Annotated in this window: 14 protein-coding genes and 2 tRNA genes; 6 read left to right on the top strand and 10 right to left on the bottom strand. The window is 39.0% G+C overall.

The genetic code is table 11. The features are described from left to right. Positions 1 to 157: 157 nt before the first annotated feature. A complete protein-coding gene (locus DYI81_RS18065) occupies positions 158 to 367 on the top strand; it encodes a GNAT family N-acetyltransferase (protein ID WP_276310159.1) in 210 nt (69 codons plus the stop codon). 38 nt (positions 368 to 405) lie between these two features. On the opposite strand, the gene epmA is transcribed toward DYI81_RS18065, so the two are convergent. The 5 genes from epmA to DYI81_RS01555 all read right to left on the bottom strand — a co-directional run bounded on the left by epmA (position 406) and on the right by DYI81_RS01555 (position 4,185). After that, on the bottom strand, positions 406 to 1,383 hold the full coding sequence (gene epmA, locus DYI81_RS01575; RefSeq protein ID WP_106986426.1) for an EF-P lysine aminoacylase EpmA: 978 nt from the start codon (positions 1,381 to 1,383) through the stop codon (positions 406 to 408). Next, positions 1,380 to 2,447, bottom strand: a complete 1,068-nt coding sequence (locus DYI81_RS01570) for a 4-phosphoerythronate dehydrogenase (protein WP_117006511.1) — start codon at positions 2,445 to 2,447, stop codon at positions 1,380 to 1,382. Before DYI81_RS01570 ends, epmA begins: the two co-directional genes overlap by 4 nt. Before the next feature lie 185 nt (positions 2,448 to 2,632). After that, complete coding sequence (locus DYI81_RS01565; protein ID WP_106986428.1) at positions 2,633 to 3,385, bottom strand: class II aldolase/adducin family protein; 753 nt, start codon at positions 3,383 to 3,385, stop codon at positions 2,633 to 2,635. Between the two features lie 299 nt (positions 3,386 to 3,684). After that, positions 3,685 to 3,775: transfer RNA gene (locus tag DYI81_RS01560), tRNA-Ser, on the bottom strand. A gap of 319 nt (positions 3,776 to 4,094) precedes the next feature. Then, positions 4,095 to 4,185, bottom strand: a tRNA-Ser gene (locus tag DYI81_RS01555). 271 nt (positions 4,186 to 4,456) lie between these two features. Here DYI81_RS01555 and greB point away from each other — a divergent pair. Then, positions 4,457 to 4,936 (top strand): transcription elongation factor GreB, encoded by a 480-nt coding sequence (gene greB / locus DYI81_RS01550; protein WP_117006510.1) that lies wholly within the window; start codon positions 4,457 to 4,459, stop codon positions 4,934 to 4,936. 68 nt (positions 4,937 to 5,004) lie between these two features. Here the strand turns inward: greB and DYI81_RS01545 are convergent, their stop codons facing one another. Next, entirely contained in the window at positions 5,005 to 5,922 is a 918-nt protein-coding gene (locus tag DYI81_RS01545; RefSeq protein WP_117006509.1) for a LysR family transcriptional regulator, read from the bottom strand. Between the two features lie 1,167 nt (positions 5,923 to 7,089). On the opposite strand from DYI81_RS01545, the gene DYI81_RS01535 reads away from it, so the two are divergent. Beyond that, positions 7,090 to 8,202, top strand: a complete 1,113-nt coding sequence (locus DYI81_RS01535; protein ID WP_117006508.1) for a transglycosylase SLT domain-containing protein — start codon at positions 7,090 to 7,092, stop codon at positions 8,200 to 8,202. A 92-nt stretch (positions 8,203 to 8,294) separates the two neighbouring features. Here the strand turns inward: DYI81_RS01535 and DYI81_RS01530 are convergent, their stop codons facing one another. Together DYI81_RS01530 and ttcA are read right to left on the bottom strand one after the other, a co-directional pair. Beyond that, complete coding sequence (locus tag DYI81_RS01530; protein WP_106986432.1) at positions 8,295 to 8,678, bottom strand: SCP2 sterol-binding domain-containing protein; 384 nt, start codon at positions 8,676 to 8,678, stop codon at positions 8,295 to 8,297. A gap of 223 nt (positions 8,679 to 8,901) precedes the next feature. Beyond that, positions 8,902 to 9,831, bottom strand: a complete 930-nt coding sequence (gene ttcA / locus DYI81_RS01525) for a tRNA 2-thiocytidine(32) synthetase TtcA (RefSeq protein WP_117006507.1) — start codon at positions 9,829 to 9,831, stop codon at positions 8,902 to 8,904. A gap of 561 nt (positions 9,832 to 10,392) precedes the next feature. Here ttcA and DYI81_RS01520 point away from each other — a divergent pair. Further along, positions 10,393 to 11,208, top strand: coding sequence for a lytic transglycosylase domain-containing protein (locus DYI81_RS01520; protein ID WP_227865920.1), 816 nt, complete (start codon positions 10,393 to 10,395; stop codon positions 11,206 to 11,208). 134 nt (positions 11,209 to 11,342) lie between these two features. Beyond that, a complete protein-coding gene (htpX, locus tag DYI81_RS01515; RefSeq protein ID WP_106986435.1) occupies positions 11,343 to 12,248 on the top strand; it encodes a protease HtpX in 906 nt (301 codons plus the stop codon). An 82-nt stretch (positions 12,249 to 12,330) separates the two neighbouring features. Here htpX and DYI81_RS01510 read toward each other — a convergent pair whose 3' ends face one another. Together DYI81_RS01510 and mgtE are read right to left on the bottom strand one after the other, a co-directional pair. Further along, the gene (locus DYI81_RS01510) at positions 12,331 to 12,927 is read right to left on the bottom strand and encodes a DUF4112 domain-containing protein (RefSeq protein ID WP_117006506.1); all 597 of its coding nucleotides are present in this window, start codon (positions 12,925 to 12,927) and stop codon (positions 12,331 to 12,333) included. A 61-nt stretch (positions 12,928 to 12,988) separates the two neighbouring features. Continuing rightward, entirely contained in the window at positions 12,989 to 14,329 is a 1,341-nt protein-coding gene (gene mgtE, locus DYI81_RS01505) for a magnesium transporter (protein ID WP_228199173.1), read from the bottom strand. 547 nt (positions 14,330 to 14,876) lie between these two features. Here mgtE and DYI81_RS01500 point away from each other — a divergent pair. Next, the gene (locus tag DYI81_RS01500) at positions 14,877 to 17,978 is read left to right on the top strand and encodes a multidrug efflux RND transporter permease subunit (protein ID WP_117006504.1); all 3,102 of its coding nucleotides are present in this window, start codon (positions 14,877 to 14,879) and stop codon (positions 17,976 to 17,978) included. The last annotated feature ends 46 nt before the right edge of the window (positions 17,979 to 18,024 follow it).

The raw sequence follows: 18,024 nt of genomic DNA, 5'->3' as shown, positions 1-18,024 counted from the left end.
CATGCATGCCTATATTCGCCCACTTCAATTAGATACTGATCTCAAAGATATTCATCGTCTTACCTACCAACTCGGTTATCGAATCTAATGCACAAGTCATTGGCTATGCAGGATTGATCAAACAATACAGCTGGGAATTTGAGGAGGTTTTTTTCGAATTCAAGCTTTTGTCATTGATGAGCAGTATATAAGTCTTGGCTTAGGTAGAACACTGATGCAGGCTATTGAGAAAATAGCGATCGAACAAGGTTTAAAACGTATTTTACTTAATAGTGGCAATCGTCCCGAACGGTATCCAGCCCATGTTTTTTATAAAAGCTTAGGATTTGAAGCCTATAGTTTGGGCTTTACGAAATACTTAAAATGATCGGCTGATTTAATCATCAGCCGATCATTGAATAGATCTTATGAAATATCAGCGGTGAAAGTAATGACTTTTTCCAATTTCATTTGATTTTGCACCACCATTAGCAAGCGATCAATGCCTAAAGCGATCCCTGAACATTCGGGCATATTGGGTAAGGCAGCTAGCAAATACTCATCAATCGGCATGATATGCAAACCAAGCTTTTCACGTTCCGCATTATCCGCCTCAAAACGACTACGAAGCACATCTGCATCAATCAGTTCATCATAGGCATTGGCCAATTCTAAACCTTCGATATACAGTTCAAAGCGTGCCGCCACCAACTCACCGTCTTCATCAATACGCGTTTTTGCGAGTGATGCCATTTCAGGTGGAAAGTCCGTTAAAAATACGGGGGTATCAAACCCTAAACTCGGTTCTACCATGTGTGAAAACAATAAATCGATATAGGCTAAACGGTCGTCGCCTAAATCTAAATTTAAGCCCACACGGCGACAAGCATCTTTCAGCTCTTGTAGCGTTGCCTTAAGTGGGTTCAAATCCAAACGATCCATAAATGCGTGTTTATAACTATAAATGGTGGGTCTAACTTCACCAAAGCGATGTGCTAAAACAACATTTAATAAGTCGGTAACCTCTAACATTAAATCTTTCAGTGAAAATGCAGGTCGATACCATTCCAACATGGTAAATTCACTATTATGTTTACGACCATGCTCATCATCACGGAATACTTTGCAAATTTGATAAATGGGTCCGCTACCATGCGCCAATAAACGCTTCATAGCAAACTCAGGCGAAGTTTGTAAGTAATGCGTGGCCTTTTTACCTAAAACATGACGCTGGGCTTGTACTGAAGCCAAATGCACATCCGTTACCCCTGCTTGAGATAAGACTGGCGTTTCCACTTCCAATACATCACGTGATGCAAAAAACTGACGTAACTGTGCATACATTTTTGCACGCGCACGCATCGCTTCTAAATCACAAGTCGGTTGATAATGTACATGACTCATGCTTTAGGCCCTCCATGCGCAGCCCATTCACGACGAAGCGGATAGGTTTTACGTAAATAGTCAAAAGCTTTTTGATCTACCTTACCATCCGCCAGACAGGCACGCAGATTTGCATCATCACGAGCAATATCATAAATTTCTGTCAGATGATTTTTTAGCGCTTCTTTTAGTGTCTGATTAACGAATAGTGCTTCGCAAGTGGGTAATTGCGTTTCAAATTGTTTGCTTGCAACATAATGAAAGGTTTTGCAAAAAGCCTCATAGATCATTTGTGTGCCACGTGCTTTGCCTTCTAAGCTATAACCCGCAATATGAGGTGTAACCAAAGTGATTAAGTTAAGCAATTTTTCTGAAATTTCTGGCTCATGTTCAAATACATCAAGCACGACTTGACGCTGATTTTTTTGAATATCTGTAATTAAATCCGCTTCTGCAACCACTGGCCCACGTGCAGAGTTAATCAAAATTGCATCTTTTTTCATTTGCGACAATGCAGATGCATCGATTAAGTGATAAGTCGAATGCTGAACATTTTTGGTCAACGGCACATGTGTTGAAATCGCATCGGCAGTTTTTAATAGTTCTGCAAATTCTACTTGCTTGACATGATCGCGTTGCACAAAAGGATCGTAGCCAATCACATTCCAACCCAATAGCTGTGCCATTGTCGCCAAACGTGAACCGACATTACCCAAACCAACAACACCCAAAGTAAAAGCATCGCCAGCGTCTAATAATTCAGGTTTTAATTTTAATAAAGCAGTAATGACATATTCTGCAACAGCTTGCGCATTACAACCTGCCGCATTTGACCATGTCATGCCTTGTTGCTCAATTGCAGCGATATCTAAATGATCTGTTCCAATCGTTGCACTACCCACAAATTTTAATGATGATCCAGCAATAAGCGTTGTATTTACTTTCGTTACAGAACGAACCAAAAGTGTATCCGCATCTTGCACATCAGTTGCCGTTAAAGTGCGACCTGCTTTTTGTTGTATTTCACCAAATTCTGCAAAGAAATATTCGGTATATGCCAGATTTTCATCTGCAACAATTTTCATAATACATTCCACTACTGTAATGGCACTATGATAACGCTTTGGCTAGACGCTGACTATTCTCTCTTCCCTCACGCCCAGACCTACTAAGATAAAATAAGCCACATCTTATTCAATTCGTACTCTGCCTTAGCTTTATATAAAGCTAAAACCATGTCGATTTTTTGATTGGGCAATGCTTCGTCAAACTATTGGCAATAATCCGCTTTTTGATCTTCAATTAATGACAATGCGGCATTCCAGGCCACCCTAATAATAGGCTCTGCCTGTGGACTTTCAAATTGTTTGAGTGTGTGTTCACGCACTTCTGGACTAGGATAATGCAATGATGAACTGCTCAAGGCTTTAATCTGAATTTGGCATGCACGTTCTAAAAAGTAAATTTCATGAAAGGCTCGTGCAACCGTATCACCTGTTGCCAGCAACCCGTGATTACGTAAAATCATGCACCGATAATGGGCCATGTCTTTCACCAAACGTACCCGCTCTTCAGTCGAAAAAGCAATCCCTTCATATTCATGATAAGCAATATTTTGATAAAACTTCAGCGCATGTTGTGATAAAGGTAATAGGCCTTGTGTCTGTGCTGAAACCGCAATACCATCCGCAGTATGGGTATGTATTACACAGTTTATATCTGCCCGCGCATGATGTAAGGCGGAATGAATTACAAAACCTGCAACATTAACCATTTTACCTTCATCATAATGTGCGACGATGTTCCCTTCATGATCAATTTTGACCAAATCTGAAGCGCGCATACGATCAAAGGTAACGCCATATTTATTAATTAAAAAATATTCAGGCTGATGTGCTAAACGTAAACTAATGTGCGTATCAATTAAGTCAGTCATTTTATAATAAGCAATCAAACGATATAAGGCCGCCAGCTGACAACGTGCTTGCCATTCCTGTTCATCAATTTCTAGTGGTTTATCCATTTCTCACTCCTTATTATTTGATAACTCAGCGACTTTTTATTTGATTATTCGTATGAATTATTCTTAGCAATTTTATCATAGTGCTACCACGAATCTCTTGTTTCAGACTACAGTCTATTTCATACAGATTTATGGTTACTATGCTTTTATCGCATTTAATGTTGGACTTAAGCAAAGTACTTCAATAGTAGAATGTTTATTTGTATCAAGTCTATCTATTCTTTCGGCTCATGAATGGATATTGGCCTAAATGAGACACAAAAAAAAAGCCCTTGTTTTCACAAGGGCTTTTTTGAATTTGGCGGAAGCGGTGAGATTCGAACTCACGGAGGGGTATAAGCCCTCGTCGGTTTTCAAGACCGGTGCATTAAACCGCTCTGCCACGCTTCCATGGGCGCTATCATATAAATATTCTTTCAGAATGGCAAATATTTTTCAGATATTTCATAGTAATTTAGCACTGTTTAATTATTTTTTATTCAATTCAACGAGAGCGACATGTTTTTTAGGCATTCATGTACATTTAAATGTCTTACTCAGCATTGTGTTCTAGATCGTTAGCGTCTTTATAAAACAAAATACAAGCGTGGATTTTGCCTTAGAAATAGACGTCATCTTAGCGTGAGCATTTTAAGACGACTTTGCTATCAACAACAAATAAAATTCCAAGTATAAAAAAACCCAATCTTTCGATTGGGTTTTTTGAATTTGGCGGAAGCGGTGAGATTCGAACTCACGGAGGGGTATAAGCCCTCGTCGGTTTTCAAGACCGGTGCATTAAACCGCTCTGCCACGCTTCCATGTTGCGCATCATATAAATAAAATGAGTGCTTGGCAATTATTTTTCAACAATTTCGGTTTGAGTGCTCAAAATAAAAACAAAATACTCATTCCACAACTTTACATATCGCTTGTGAGGAAACGATCAGCAAAAACTCCGTGCTGAATCGAATAAGATCTTTCAAATCAAAGCGCTTGATATTCAGCTTCAGCGCCCTATGATAGTAGCAAGCTGATAACAGCTCATTCTTACTACGGCATCGTTTATCACACAAATTGGAGACGAATCTTTTGAATCGAAAACTACTCACAGCTGAAGGTTATCAACGACTACAAGATGAGTTAAACGATTTGGTTCGTAAGGAACGTCCTGAAATCACCAAAATTGTGTCTTGGGCTGCCAGTCTTGGCGATCGCTCAGAAAATGCTGACTACCACTACAACAAAAGAAAGCTACGTGAAATTGACCGTCGTATTCGCTTTTTAACCAAGCTGTTTGAAGTGGCACATAAAGTCGAATACAGCCCAGAACAAGATGGTAAAGCATATTTTGGGGCGTGGGTCGAACTCGAAAATGATGATGCTGAACGCATTAAATTTCGTATTGTCGGTGATGAAGAAATATATGGGCGTAAAGATTATATCTCTTTGCAATCTCCTGTAGCCAAAGCCTGCTTAGGCAAATCCATCGATGATGAAATACAAGTACAAACACCCAATGGTAAAAAAAGCTGGTATATCATTCAAATTCAATATGATGCACCAGCCTAATCTCAATTCAAGATTACCATTAAACCCCAAACACTGTGTATGTATTTGTAGGTAAAGCTAAGCTGACTTTATACATAGTAAATGGTGCGCTTCTTAGAAAATTTATCCAGCTGTTTTAAAAAGCCTTCAAAATAATCTTTTTCTTTCTCTTCAGTTCGATAGCCAGCATATAAGGTGCGACACAAACCCGTTGCTGACACACAATCTAAACGGCGTGAAGTCACCCAGCCTTTTTGTTCATATTCATTTACCACCCAATCAGGTAAAGCAGCAATACCTCTACCACTTGCGACCAATTGAATTAACATTTGCGTTAAATCTGTGGTACGGATTTGCTTCGGCAAAATATTTGCAGGTATAAACAAGCGCGACATAATATCCAAACGATGCTTATCGACGGGGTAAGTTACCAATGTTTCATCTGCAAGCTCTTGTACCGTAATATCTTTCGCTCTAACTAAGGGATGCGTATTCGACAGAACTAAACGTGATTCATATTCAAAGATAGGAAAATATTCAATGCCTTTTAGTGCAATAGGATCCGCAGTAATTAATAAGTCAAACTCCCCTGTTTGTAACAGTTCATGTGGATTCGCTTCAAAACCTGAGGCAAAGTCTAAATCGACATCTGGATACTGCTGGCGATATTGATTGAGCAATGGCATGAGCCAATCAAAACAACTATGACATTCTGAAGAAAAAGTAATTCGACCCGTTTGCCCATGCACAATACGCGTAATATCCGATTGGGCAATTTGCACTTGAGGTAAAATTTCATCGGCTAACTTTAATAAACGTTGCCCTACATTGGAAAAACTTACCGGGCGACTGCGACGGTTAACTACCTCAACACCAAACCAATGGTCAAGCTCTTTAAGTTGATGCGAAATCGCAGAAGGTGTGAGACACAAATCATTGGCTGCTGATACCAAAGAACCATGCTCTCTTAAAGCGATCAGCGTTTTTAAATGACGAAGTTCAATCATGGGAGATCTAGATGTAATAATCAATGCAAACACTATAAGTGAATATTTTTCATCTTTCAATTTTAATCATTAGATTCCTTCACAAACAAAGTTTTCTTCCTTTCAAATACAGTCCTCCTATATGTGGAATTCCGTCCAAATCCAGAGTCTCAACGAAAGACTTGCTCTGCAAATCAAATAGCATCAAGAATGCTTTAAATGACTAGCCTTAATACAACGACATTTATAGATCAGGGATCTATCAAATATAGGCATCAAACTTTTAATAGCTAAAATCGTAAATATGACTAAAAAGTGTCTGTGAAAAATGGGACATGATTGGCTGTTATTTCCTGCAAAAACACAGCAATTTTTACTTATCGAGCTGAACACTAAAATTTGCATAAATTTCATACATTAGATCAACTCTTTTCTTCATATATACATCCTGAATTTTATTTAAAAATCTCAGTTTTTAAAGCTCTCATGATGGCCTAATCTTATCGGTGGTTAGCGCTTAAGCTCGTTGTACTGTTAATGGCTTATTTACAACTATCGTTTTCACCTATAAAACAAGTTAATTTTGTCTATTTTTACAATCAAGCATACAACAATATCTCGTTGTTATTTATTGCATATTTAGTGCATTTTTTTTTAAAGTAGCCCAATACTCCAAAGTTTAAATTGAACCATCAAATACACTGTAATATACGTAAAATCTGAGTTTATTTAACGCATAAAATAAGTCCATTTAAGATACAAAACAGCCTCATTTCAGGTCATTTTTTGAAGAATGACATTTTCAATTTAATAAGATTTTTTGACATATTTACTTTCATTTTCAAGTATCAAAATTTACACAATTCGCTCACTTTTAACACAACACTTGTACCACCATATTTTGCAATTTTTTTTATCTATGTTTTTCAACAACTTATATTGTTAATTTTTAAATATTTTCGTACAAAATTTGACAAGCATTTTTTTGCTCTTTATTATGCGCACATCTTTTAAGCGAATTTGTTTTTTCATCAGTGTAGAAATTCTACATATTTCCCATTTTTTCCTAGTCATTCTGAATGACGTTCATGACTGCCCAACCCTTATTGAATTTATCAAACTTGAGAAAGTATGAGGCATTTTTTGTCTTCACTTTTTAGGGCATAAATTACTTGTAGCGGAGACAACATGCACAGTAGTTCAACTTCTGGGTCGAGGCTTTGCCTTAACTCTTTTAACTTTCTCCCTTTAAAAGCATTTGTATTTAGTACTGTCTTAATTCCGTTTCACAGTATTAATGCAAGTAAGACAACCCATCAATATGATTCGGTTGTAAATAGCAACAAACTAATTGTCGTATCAGTTGCAGATGTAAGCACTGCCTTTAAAGATGGCCAGCACTTACATGGCTTTGGTTATGACCTTGCGCGCAATTATGCAGAAAGCATCAATGTAAAACTTGATTTTAAAATTGTTCCAGACAATGCAACCGCTTTAAAAATGGTATCTAAAGGTCAAGCCAACTTCGCCATGACCACCAGTAGCATTCAATCGATTGAAGCTAAGCATTTAACTTCATTTTCTGCGAGCTGTGGCGATACCGTTTCACTGCAAAAAAATGGCTTAAATAGCAACCTGAATTGGGTTTTTAAAGACGCCAGTGATCCACTTAGCCAAACTGCAAGTGGTTTTATTTGCCGTGCAAAGCAAAATGGTTCCATTGGGCAATTAGCATCTTTTTATAATCGTAATGTTTTAAAGCAAGATGCGCTCAACACGATCCAACGGGATCTGAGCAAACGTATGCCTATATATAAGGCAAGCTTTAAGAAAACTGCACAGCAATATAATCTTGACTGGCATTTATTGGCAGCTATTGGTTATCAAGAGTCATATTTAAAACCGGACTCTGTATCGCCTACTGGCGTACGCGGGCTGATGATGCTGACCAACAGCACAGCGAAAGCAATGGGTGTAAGTAATCGCACAGATCCAGCGCAAAGCATCCAAGGCGGTGCGAAGTACTATGATCAAATGCTGGCACGTTATGCACATATTCCAATGCCTGACCGTAACTGGTATGCATTGGTTGCATATAACATGGGGCCTGGTGCAGTTTCGCAATTGCAAAGCAAAATTAAAGCTCAGGGTAAAAATCCAAACAAATGGGTGAACCTCTACGCTTATTTAGACCGTAACAAAGCCAGCAATGGTCGTTATCGTCAAGCTGTACAATATGTCACACGTATCCGTGCCTATTTAGAGCATATTAAGACCACACCGCAATTGGTGAATATCTAGCTGGTTTTATACGCCTCGCTCAAAGATCGAAAAAAAAGCTTACCCAAGGGTAAGCTTTTTGATTTGAAGTGATTCACTTCATCTCATGAGTCTTAAGCCGTTTGCTCAAGTACTTTTTTGAATAAGTCTTTTTGTTCTTGGCTAGGCTTTGCAGTTTGCAGTGCCATCAATTGTGACATGTCACCTTGAACTTTTATTTTGCCTGTCATGAATGCTTGCATAGCTGCAGCCATATCAAACTCAAGGAATACTTTACGTAAAGTTTCAGCATCCATGTTTAGCGTTGTTTTTGCGTTTGCAGATAAGCCTTTTTTAATTGCGCCACCGTCTAAAGACAATTCAGTATTGCCAGAAGCGTCTGCAACAACCAAATTAATCGCAAGATTTGCCAGAGCTGGTGGTAAGTTTAAGTCACCTGCTTGAGCAGTTAGAGTTTCTACAGTCGAAAACCAATCGTCAGTTAAAAAAGCTGGCATGTTCTATCCTCAATCTCTTTGTTCGTGTGTGCAGCCTATCCAGACAGCATTTTAAAAGAAGCATTTTTTGCTTGTCGCTTGTTATAGCATGATCACCTGCAAAATAGCTAAAGAATTTTGCACGCACCGTTCAATTTTAATCAAAACCATACAACAATGAATAAAATCAAATACATAAAAAAAGCACCTGAGTTTCAGATGCTTTTTTGAATGCCTTTAGAACTTAGTCCGCAGCAAAACCTAAATTCACCATGTTAATGCGTTTGCTTTCGCCTTCTGGTGCTTCTTCAGTTGAGCATGCACCCTCTTTGAAGTCAAACTCACGTTCACTATCTAGCGCTTCGAAATCAAATAATTCTCGGTCAGCCAATTGTGATGGTGATACATTTTGCAATGCACCAAAAATGCTGTGCAAACGTTTTGGATATTCTTTATCCCAGCTACGAAGCATATCGTTCAATATGGCACGCTGTAAGTTTTCTTGCGAACCACATAAGTTACATGGAATGATTGGAAACTTGCGCATTTCAGCATATTTGATAATGTCTTTTTCTTCCACATAAGCCAGTGGACGAATCAAGATATTCTTTTTATCCGAAGATAAAAGTTTTGGTGGCATCGCTTTTAAGCTACCGCCATGGAACAAGTTCAAAAAGAAAGTCGCCAAGATATCATCACGATGATGACCTAAAGCCACTTTAGTTGCACCAATTTCTTGCGCAAAACCATACAAAGAACCACGACGTAAACGAGAACACACAGCACAATAAGTTTTACCTTCAGGGGTAAGTTTTTTTGTGATGCTATAAGTGTCTTTTTCCAAGATATAGTACGGAATGTTATTTTCTTCTAAATAACGTGGCAGTACTTCTTCAGGGAAACCTGGCTGTTTTTGGTCAAGGTTAACTGCAACCACATCAAAGTTGATTGGCGCAATGCGTTTAAACTGAAGCAAGATATCCAGCAAGGTATAACTGTCTTTACCACCAGAAATACACACCATAACCTTGTCACCATCTTCGATCATTTTAAAATCGCGGATCGCATGACCGACTTGACGGCGGAGCTTTTTCAGCAAACGATAGTAAGCTGAGCTGGTAGGCAGTTCAGGCTTGAAATTAAATCCTTGTTCGGACTCAACTGGCGAGTACATAGACGAGATTAACCCATAAATAAAATAACCGCGCAATTTTAGCTGATTCGCTCTCTCACCGCATTAAAAGAATGTAAATTCCATAAATTGTCAAAATACAGTCATAATCAAGTAATCGAAGCGCGGTAAATTTGAACGCTTGCGTCTGTTTTTTAGCCAAGATGCTTATCTTTTGGACTTTTCCACAGTTTTCCACAAAAGCTGTGGATAACTTTGTGGATTCTAAAAGGCTTGACAGCTTGATCCACCCTTATTTTAAGGCTTTCATTTAAATTGATCATTTTTTGATCAATTTAATATTCCTTAAATATCAATACCTTAAATGTGTCAAGTTATGCTCATTAAAAAAAAATAAATATTTTTTTTGATTATTGAATCAGCAAAATGACTTGCTTTTTACAAACTAGCCGATAAATAAACAGATCAAAGCTTTTCATCGCTTTTATTTTTGCTACACTCTATTTGTACTGTTTGGGGACAGAAGTTTTTTCGACGACGACAATGAAAAATAAATCAAAAAATTTTGCATTTTGCATTTTGGGATCAGTACTGTCTTTCGGCATGGTTGAAATAAGCCATGCAGGAAAAATTTATATTTATAAAGATAAACAAGGCAGCACCCTACTCACCAACCGTCAAAGTGCAGATAAATCACTCACAAAAGTGAAAGTGACCTATTATCCAGACAGTAATATCCACACTTATAATAACTGGGGATCAAACGAATCTTCAGTTTTGCCCAGCTATAGCCGTAACAAAAATGCATTCGACCACATTATTAAACAGGCCGCTCAACAACACGGTGTTTCTGAAGGTTTAATTAAAGCCGTCATGCATACTGAATCTGGCTTTAATGTGAATGCCCGTTCCCCAGTCGGTGCCCAAGGTCTAATGCAACTGATGCCAGCAACAGCTCGACGCTTTAATGTGTCAAATGCTTATGATCCATTTCAAAACATTATGGCAGGTGCACGTTACTTGGCATGGTTAACCAAGCGCTTTAATGGCAACACGTCTTTAGTTTTAGCTGGTTATAATGCAGGAGAAGGCAATGTGCAAAAGTACGGCGGTGTGCCACCTTTTCGTGAAACACAAGACTATGTACGCCGTGTGACCAGTCGCTATAACAACTTATATGCAAACGGCGCAAGTACAATCAGCGATTACAATACCAGTACAGCATCAAATTCAGGTGCAGGCAAAATCATTGCTAGCTCAGCCAATTATGAGCAAAATGAAACATCGACTGAACTTAAAGCCAGTAATAAATATCAGCGTCATGTAATTCAAAATGCGAGCAATAGCTTTACTGATGCACCAGGCTCCTATACCACGGCCAATGCGACTGCCTCTGCACATATCTATTTTAAAGATTAAAAAGACAGCATTTTTCTTTTTTCTGAGAGATTTACTAATTATTTCTTGAAATTATTAGACTTTCACCTCATATTGAACTTAATGATTATGATTTGTAGATCAGATTATTTTTCCATAATACGAGGATTTTCTCAATGATGCGGATTGGTTTGTTCTTGCTAACCAACCTCGCGGTACTGATTGTAGCTGGCATTATTTTGTCACTCTTCGGTGTCGGCAGTTACCACGGCGCAGGCGGCTTACAGCTTGGCAACCTAATGGTAATCTGTTTTGTGTTTGGTATGGTTGGTTCTTTAATTTCTCTATTCATGTCTAAATGGATGGCGAAAAAAACCACTGGTACTGAAATTATCGACCCGAACGCACCGCGTAGCCAAGCTGAAGCGTGGCTTTTACAAGAAGTTGCTCAACTTGCGCAACGTGCTGGCATTAAAATGCCTGAAGTTGGTATTTTCCCCTCTTATCAATCTAACGCTTTCGCAACAGGTTGGAACAAAAACGACGCACTTGTCGCTGTTTCAACGGGTTTGCTAGAACGTATGAACAAAGACGAACTTCGCGCTGTATTGGCACATGAAATTGGCCACGTAGCCAATGGCGACATGGTGACCTTGGCTTTGGTTCAAGGTGTAGTCAACGCCTTTGTGATGTTCTTTGCACGTGTTGCAGGCGATTTTATTGACCGTAATGTCTTTGGTCGCGAAGAAGGTGAAGCACCTGGTATCGCTTATTTTGTGATTACGATTGTGCTGGATATCGTGTTTGGTATTCTTGCTTCATCTATCGTGATGTGGTTCTCGCGTTATCGCGAATACCGCGCAGACGAAGCGGGTGCTCGCCTAGCAGGCAAACAAGCCATGATTTCTGCATTGTTACGTTTACAAGCAGAATCTGAAATGCCAGATGCAATGCCTAAAGAAATGAAAGCTTTTGCGATTTCTGCAGGACGTGAAGAAGGTTTTAGTTTAGCTGCTTTGTTCCAAACTCACCCAACAATCGAACAACGTGTTGCCGCATTACAGCAATTAGATTGCCCATAATGTTAGCTTAAGTATTCGATGAAAAAAGCCTCCTTCGCGGAGGCTTTTTTAATGTCTGTATTGTTGTTTAAATACATCACATTTAAAAATGCTGTATCCATTGCCACAACCAAACACCACCCATCCACATCGCAAATAAAAATAATACAATGAACAACAGCCCCAACAAGTCTGGAATATGAATCCAGATCCACGCCACAATTGGATTACGCCAAAAAGCTGAATGTTGCTGCTTCTGTTCTAATTGTTCGTGCAAAAAAGGATGCACCACGTGTGTATCACTACGAATTTGATATTCTTCACGAATATGCGTATGTACCACATCTAAGGCCTTACGACTTGGACGAATAAAAACATCAAATACCGTTCCTACAATAGGAATAAAGCCCACAACAGCATCTAACATTGCCATTTTAATCACAGGGTTTAATTTTTGCTGTGGTACACCAATTTGTTTGGCTTTCATAATGGCATAACAGGTCAAAATAAAACCTGCGATGTCCCCTGCAATAGGAATGGTACTTAAAGCTGCATCCGCACCTACGCCTTGCTTAGTAAATGGAATCCTTATGACAGAGTCCATCATGTTGGCAAATTTAGCCAAGTCACGTTCTAAGCGAATCACCTCTTGCTCTGACAATTTTTTTTCAAGATTTTTAATCTGTTTATTTTCGGTCATTGTATTGTCCAAATGCGATTAAATCAGGCAAAACATAAGTTATAAATCCATAGTAACTTACTTAAAGTAATAGCTGAGAGGCAATAAATAAATACACCAATACCCCAGAGGCGTCACAAATAGAAGTCACTAAGGGTGCAGATGCACTGGCTGGGTCTAGCCCCATGCGGTTTAATATAAATGGCAGACTCATACCAATCAAACAACCCAACATCACAATTGCCATCATACTGAGTGCCAACACCAAAGCGACCATTTCATCACCACGGTAATAGCCCAATGCAGAGACGGCAATTGCCATCGTGGCGCCAAGACATAATGCCACCAAACTTTCACGGCCAATCAGATAAAACCAGTCTTTAAAATGCACATCCCCTGTTGCCAAGGCACGCACCATTAAAGTTGCAGATTGTGATCCTGCATTTCCGCCACTGCCAACCAATAAAGGTAAGAAGAACACCAATACTAAATTTGTGGCAATAATATCTTCAAAGTGTGCAATTCCAAATCCCGATAGCAAACTGCCAAATACTAAAAACACCAGCCAAAATACCCGCTTTTGATAGAGCTGAAAGATTGGCGCTGTTTTTAAACTCAGTTTGCTATTGGCATTGACCGCACCCGCTTTTAAAAAATCTTCAGTGGCTTCTTCACTGACCACATCCAAAGCATCGTCATACGTCACAATACCCAGTAATTGCATTTGATCATTCACAATCGGCAAAGCAATAAAATCATAATAACTAAGCTTTTTAGCAACGCTTTCTTGGTCATCATCCACATGTGCATAAATTACTTCTTTATGCATTACATCGGCAATGATGTCCTCAGGATTGGCTAAAATCATTTCTCGTAATGAAATCACGCCTTGCAGTTGTTTGTGTTCATTCACGATATAAATTTGGTACAAGGTATCTGGATTAGACGTATCTTGTCTGAGTTGTTCTATCGCCTGCTGAATAGTAATTTCCGCAGGCAAAGTCGCGACATCCAAACTCATAATCGCGCCAGCGGATTCTTCCTGATATGCTGCTAAGGAACGAATTTGTAGTCGCTTATTTAAACTGAGTCGGGTATATAACTGCTTTTGTACGATGGGCGATAATGCCTTGACCAAATCTGCACTATCGTCTGAATGCATTTGCTCAATTATTTCAACCAAATCTGCAATATTCAGTTGCTCAGCTAATTTAACGCGCTCGGCTGGGCTATAAAATGAAAATACATCAGCCTTATTTCCCAATAAATGCAATAACTGCACCTGAGTGCTTGGCTTAAATTGCTGTAGTACCAGTGCAATATCGGCTGCATTTAAATATTGTAATAAATGATTAGCCTGTTCATATTGTTGGGACTGGATTGCGATTTTTATTTGCTCAACTAAGTTTTCTCTTTCAACCATCATCGCCTCCACTTATTTATGCATTCATGTCATCTTCATTTTTTATAAATTTTTACTACATTCTTTATACTCATTATGCCCTCAAGTCGGCTTATAAAAGCCCAAAAGTACAATAAATAAATATTCTCAATGGGTTTAAAACGCTTGTACTGATTGGAGATAGAACCTCAAACTGCAGAGCACTCTACACACGCAAAAACCATAAGACCCAGCCAAAGTAAAAATATTTTTAAATTATGCGCAATTTAATCACTAAGCATAATGAAGTGCTTTATTTAGAGATAATCTATATTTTCCTTAAATCCAATCATGGCTTCAGTTTACATTTGTAACATATAGGCACGCTTGCAAAGGCATGCAGTCAATCAAGTTGTATTTATTTTTTAGACTTGTTGCATGAGCTACATTTTTTATTCATGTTTTTAGTATATAAGTACAAAGTAATTTCTGTGTTTATGCTCAGTCTATTTTGGCTGATTTAAAGCGTTGGCGCTCGTAGCTTAACCTATAAATGGAACTTTTCAGCGCAATGGAAAGTAATTAAATTATGCTCTCTAAATATTTTATCCAGCGCCCTATTTTTGCTTTTGTACTGGCCATTTTTGTGATGGTTGCTGGTGTATTTGCATTATTAAATTTACCTGTAGAGCGTTATCCAGATATCGCGCCACCGCGTATTTCCATTAGCGCAACCTATTCAGGTGCAGATGCGCAAACTGTAGAAGAAAGCGTCACCCAAATATTAGAGCAGCAAATTACAGGGCTGGATCATTTACTGTATTTTAGCTCCAGCAGTGATGCCAATGGCCGTAGCCGCATTAATATTAGTTTTGAAAATGGTACTGATCCAGATACAGCGCAAGTTCAAGTACAAAACTCTATTAATAGTGTATTAAGTCGCTTACCAGATGATGTCCAACGCCAAGGGGTTAGAGTCCTCAAGTCTTTAGGTGATACCTATATGGTGATTGGCCTATATGATGAGCAACATAAAAGCAGCAATATTGAACTGTCTGATTATTTATTGACGCATTTAGAGAGCGAATTAGGACGCGTTGAAGGCGTTGGTGAAGTTGACGTATTTGGTTCAAAGTTTGCCATGCGGATATGGTTAAATCCAAATCAACTCAAAAAATACAACCTCATCCCAAGCGATATTCAAAAAGCAGTTGAAGCACAGAATACGCAAGTCGCTGCTGGTGGTATTGGTGAACTTCCTAGCGCACAAGAACAATATTTAAATGCCAAAGTCAGTTCGGGCTCTCGTTTAAAAACGCCTGAAGAATTTCAAAATATTATTTTAAAAGCCAATATTGATGGTAGTTTTGTCTATTTAAAAGATGTTGCACGAGTGGAGTTAGGTGCAGAAAATTACCAATCTTACAACAGCATTAATGGTTATCCTTCTGCAGGTATGGCTATTTCTTTAGCCTCTGGTGCTAATGCCATTCAAACTGCAAAACGTATTCAAGACACCGTCGATCATTTGTCGAAGTCTTTACCAAATGGCTATAAACTGGTTTATCCAAGCGACAACACACCATTTGTCCGTGAATCCATTAAAGAAGTGGTCAAAACATTATTTGAAGCCATTCTTTTGGTTATTATCGTCATGTTCCTGTTTTTGCAAAGCTGGCGTGCAACTTTAATTCCTGCCATTACTGTTCCTGTTGTGCTTTTAGGCACAATGGGTGTACTCCTGCTTTTAGGTTTGAGTATTAATACCCTCACCTTATTTGCACTTGTACTGGCCATTGGCCTACTGGTGGACGATGCCATTGTGGTGGTTGAAAATGTTGAACGGCTGATGCACGAACAACATTTAGATGCCAAACAAGCGTCTTTAGCTTCTATGCATGAAATTAGTGGCGCTCTGGTTGGTATCACCTTGGTGCTCACTGCTGTATTTATTCCAATGGCATTTTTTGGTGGTTCTACTGGGGTCATTTATCGTCAGTTTGCACTGACTTTAATTACAGCCATGTCGATCTCACTTGCAGTCGCGTTAGTACTTACACCTGCATTGTGTGCACTTATTTTAAAACCAACGACACAACCATTTACTTGGGCGACACGATTTAACCGCTTGCTTGAAGCTATAAAACATCAATATATAAAACTTAGCCATACCATTATTGATTTTAAATGGGTGAGCTTTGTAATCATTGCTGCTCTTATTCTTGTGTTTGCACTGTTTTATCGTGCCTTACCAACCAGCTTCTTACCCAATGAAGACCAAGGTCGTTTAAGTGTACAAATTACCTTACAAGACAATGCACCAATGTCACAGACCATGAAAGTGGGTGAATCGGTTCGTGATTATTTCTTAGAACATGAAAAAAATAATGTTGATCTGGTTATGCTCCGCTATGGCAGCAACCGTACGGGTACAGGTCAACACATGGCCCAAGGCTTTATTAAGCTCAAGCCGTGGGATGAACGTACTGGGCAAAAAAATAATGCCAATGCTATACGTGAGCGTGCGAATGCTTATTTCCGTAGTCATGCCAATGCCAAAATTAACATTACTGCACCGCCAGTTGTGATTGGCTTAGGAGATACCGACAGCCTAAGTTTTTGGATTCGTGATATTAATGGTCAAGGTCGTCAATTTTTAAATCAGCAATTCACGCAATTAAAGCAAGATTCTGCGCAATACTCAGGTTTTGAAAATCTTGATAAAAAAGCTGCGCCAGACAAAGCCAAATTAGAGGTTAATATCGACCCTAAAGCGGCCATGTCTTCTGGCCTCGCGATGGCAGACATCAACAGCACCTTATCAGCTGCATTGGGTGGTAAATATATCAATGACTTTATTGATAGAGGCCGAATTAAACGCGTCATGATGCAAAGTGATGCGCCCTTCCGAGCTACACCAGAAGATTTACAATACTGGTCTGTACGCAACAATCAAAATGAAATGGTACCCTTTGCGAGCTTCTCAACCATTAATTGGTCTGGTGGTCCAGAATTGGTCAACCGCTTTAATGGTTATAGTGCACTTGAAGTTAATGCCGACAAAACTGCAGCAGTTAGCTCAGGCCAAGCAATGCAACAAGTCGCAAGCTTGGTAGATCAAGCCAAAGATATTGATTTGGCTTGGAGCGGACTGTCTTTTGAGGAACAAAAAACCAGTAATCAAGCACTGTTTTTATATGCAGTGTCTATCGGATTTATTTTTCTATGTTTAGCAGCTTTATATGAAAGTTGGTCCATTCCTGCTGCAGTCATGATTGCGATTCCTTTAGGGATTGGAGGCTGTGTGATCTTTTCATTCTTGGGTGGTTTCCCAAATGATATTTATTTCCAAATCGCACTACTCACAACCATTGGCTTATCGTGTAAAAATGCCATCTTAATTATTGAGTTTGCTGCAATGGCACAGCGCGAAGGCAAACATGTGATTAATGCAGCTATAGAAGCAGCTTCATTACGTTTTCGGCCAATCCTAATGACATCATTGGCCTTTGGTGCTGGTGTTATTCCACTGATATTTGCACAAGGTGCTGGTGCAGTCAGTCGTCAAGAAATCGGCCTGAGTGTATTTGGTGGAGTGATTTTTGGTACGGTCTTGGTTCTCATTTTTATTCCTTTTGCCTTCGTGATGATCCGCACATGGTTTAAACCCAAAGCCAGCCCAACAAAATAACGTTTCTAACATAAAAAAAGACGCAAAATGCGTCTTTTTTTATGTG

Origin of the sequence: Acinetobacter sp. SWAC5, from assembly GCF_003419885.1 — a bacterium.
In the GTDB taxonomy this organism is placed as follows: Bacteria; Pseudomonadota; Gammaproteobacteria; order Pseudomonadales; family Moraxellaceae; genus Acinetobacter; species Acinetobacter cumulans.
This window is presented reverse-complemented; position numbering and strand designations above follow the sequence as displayed.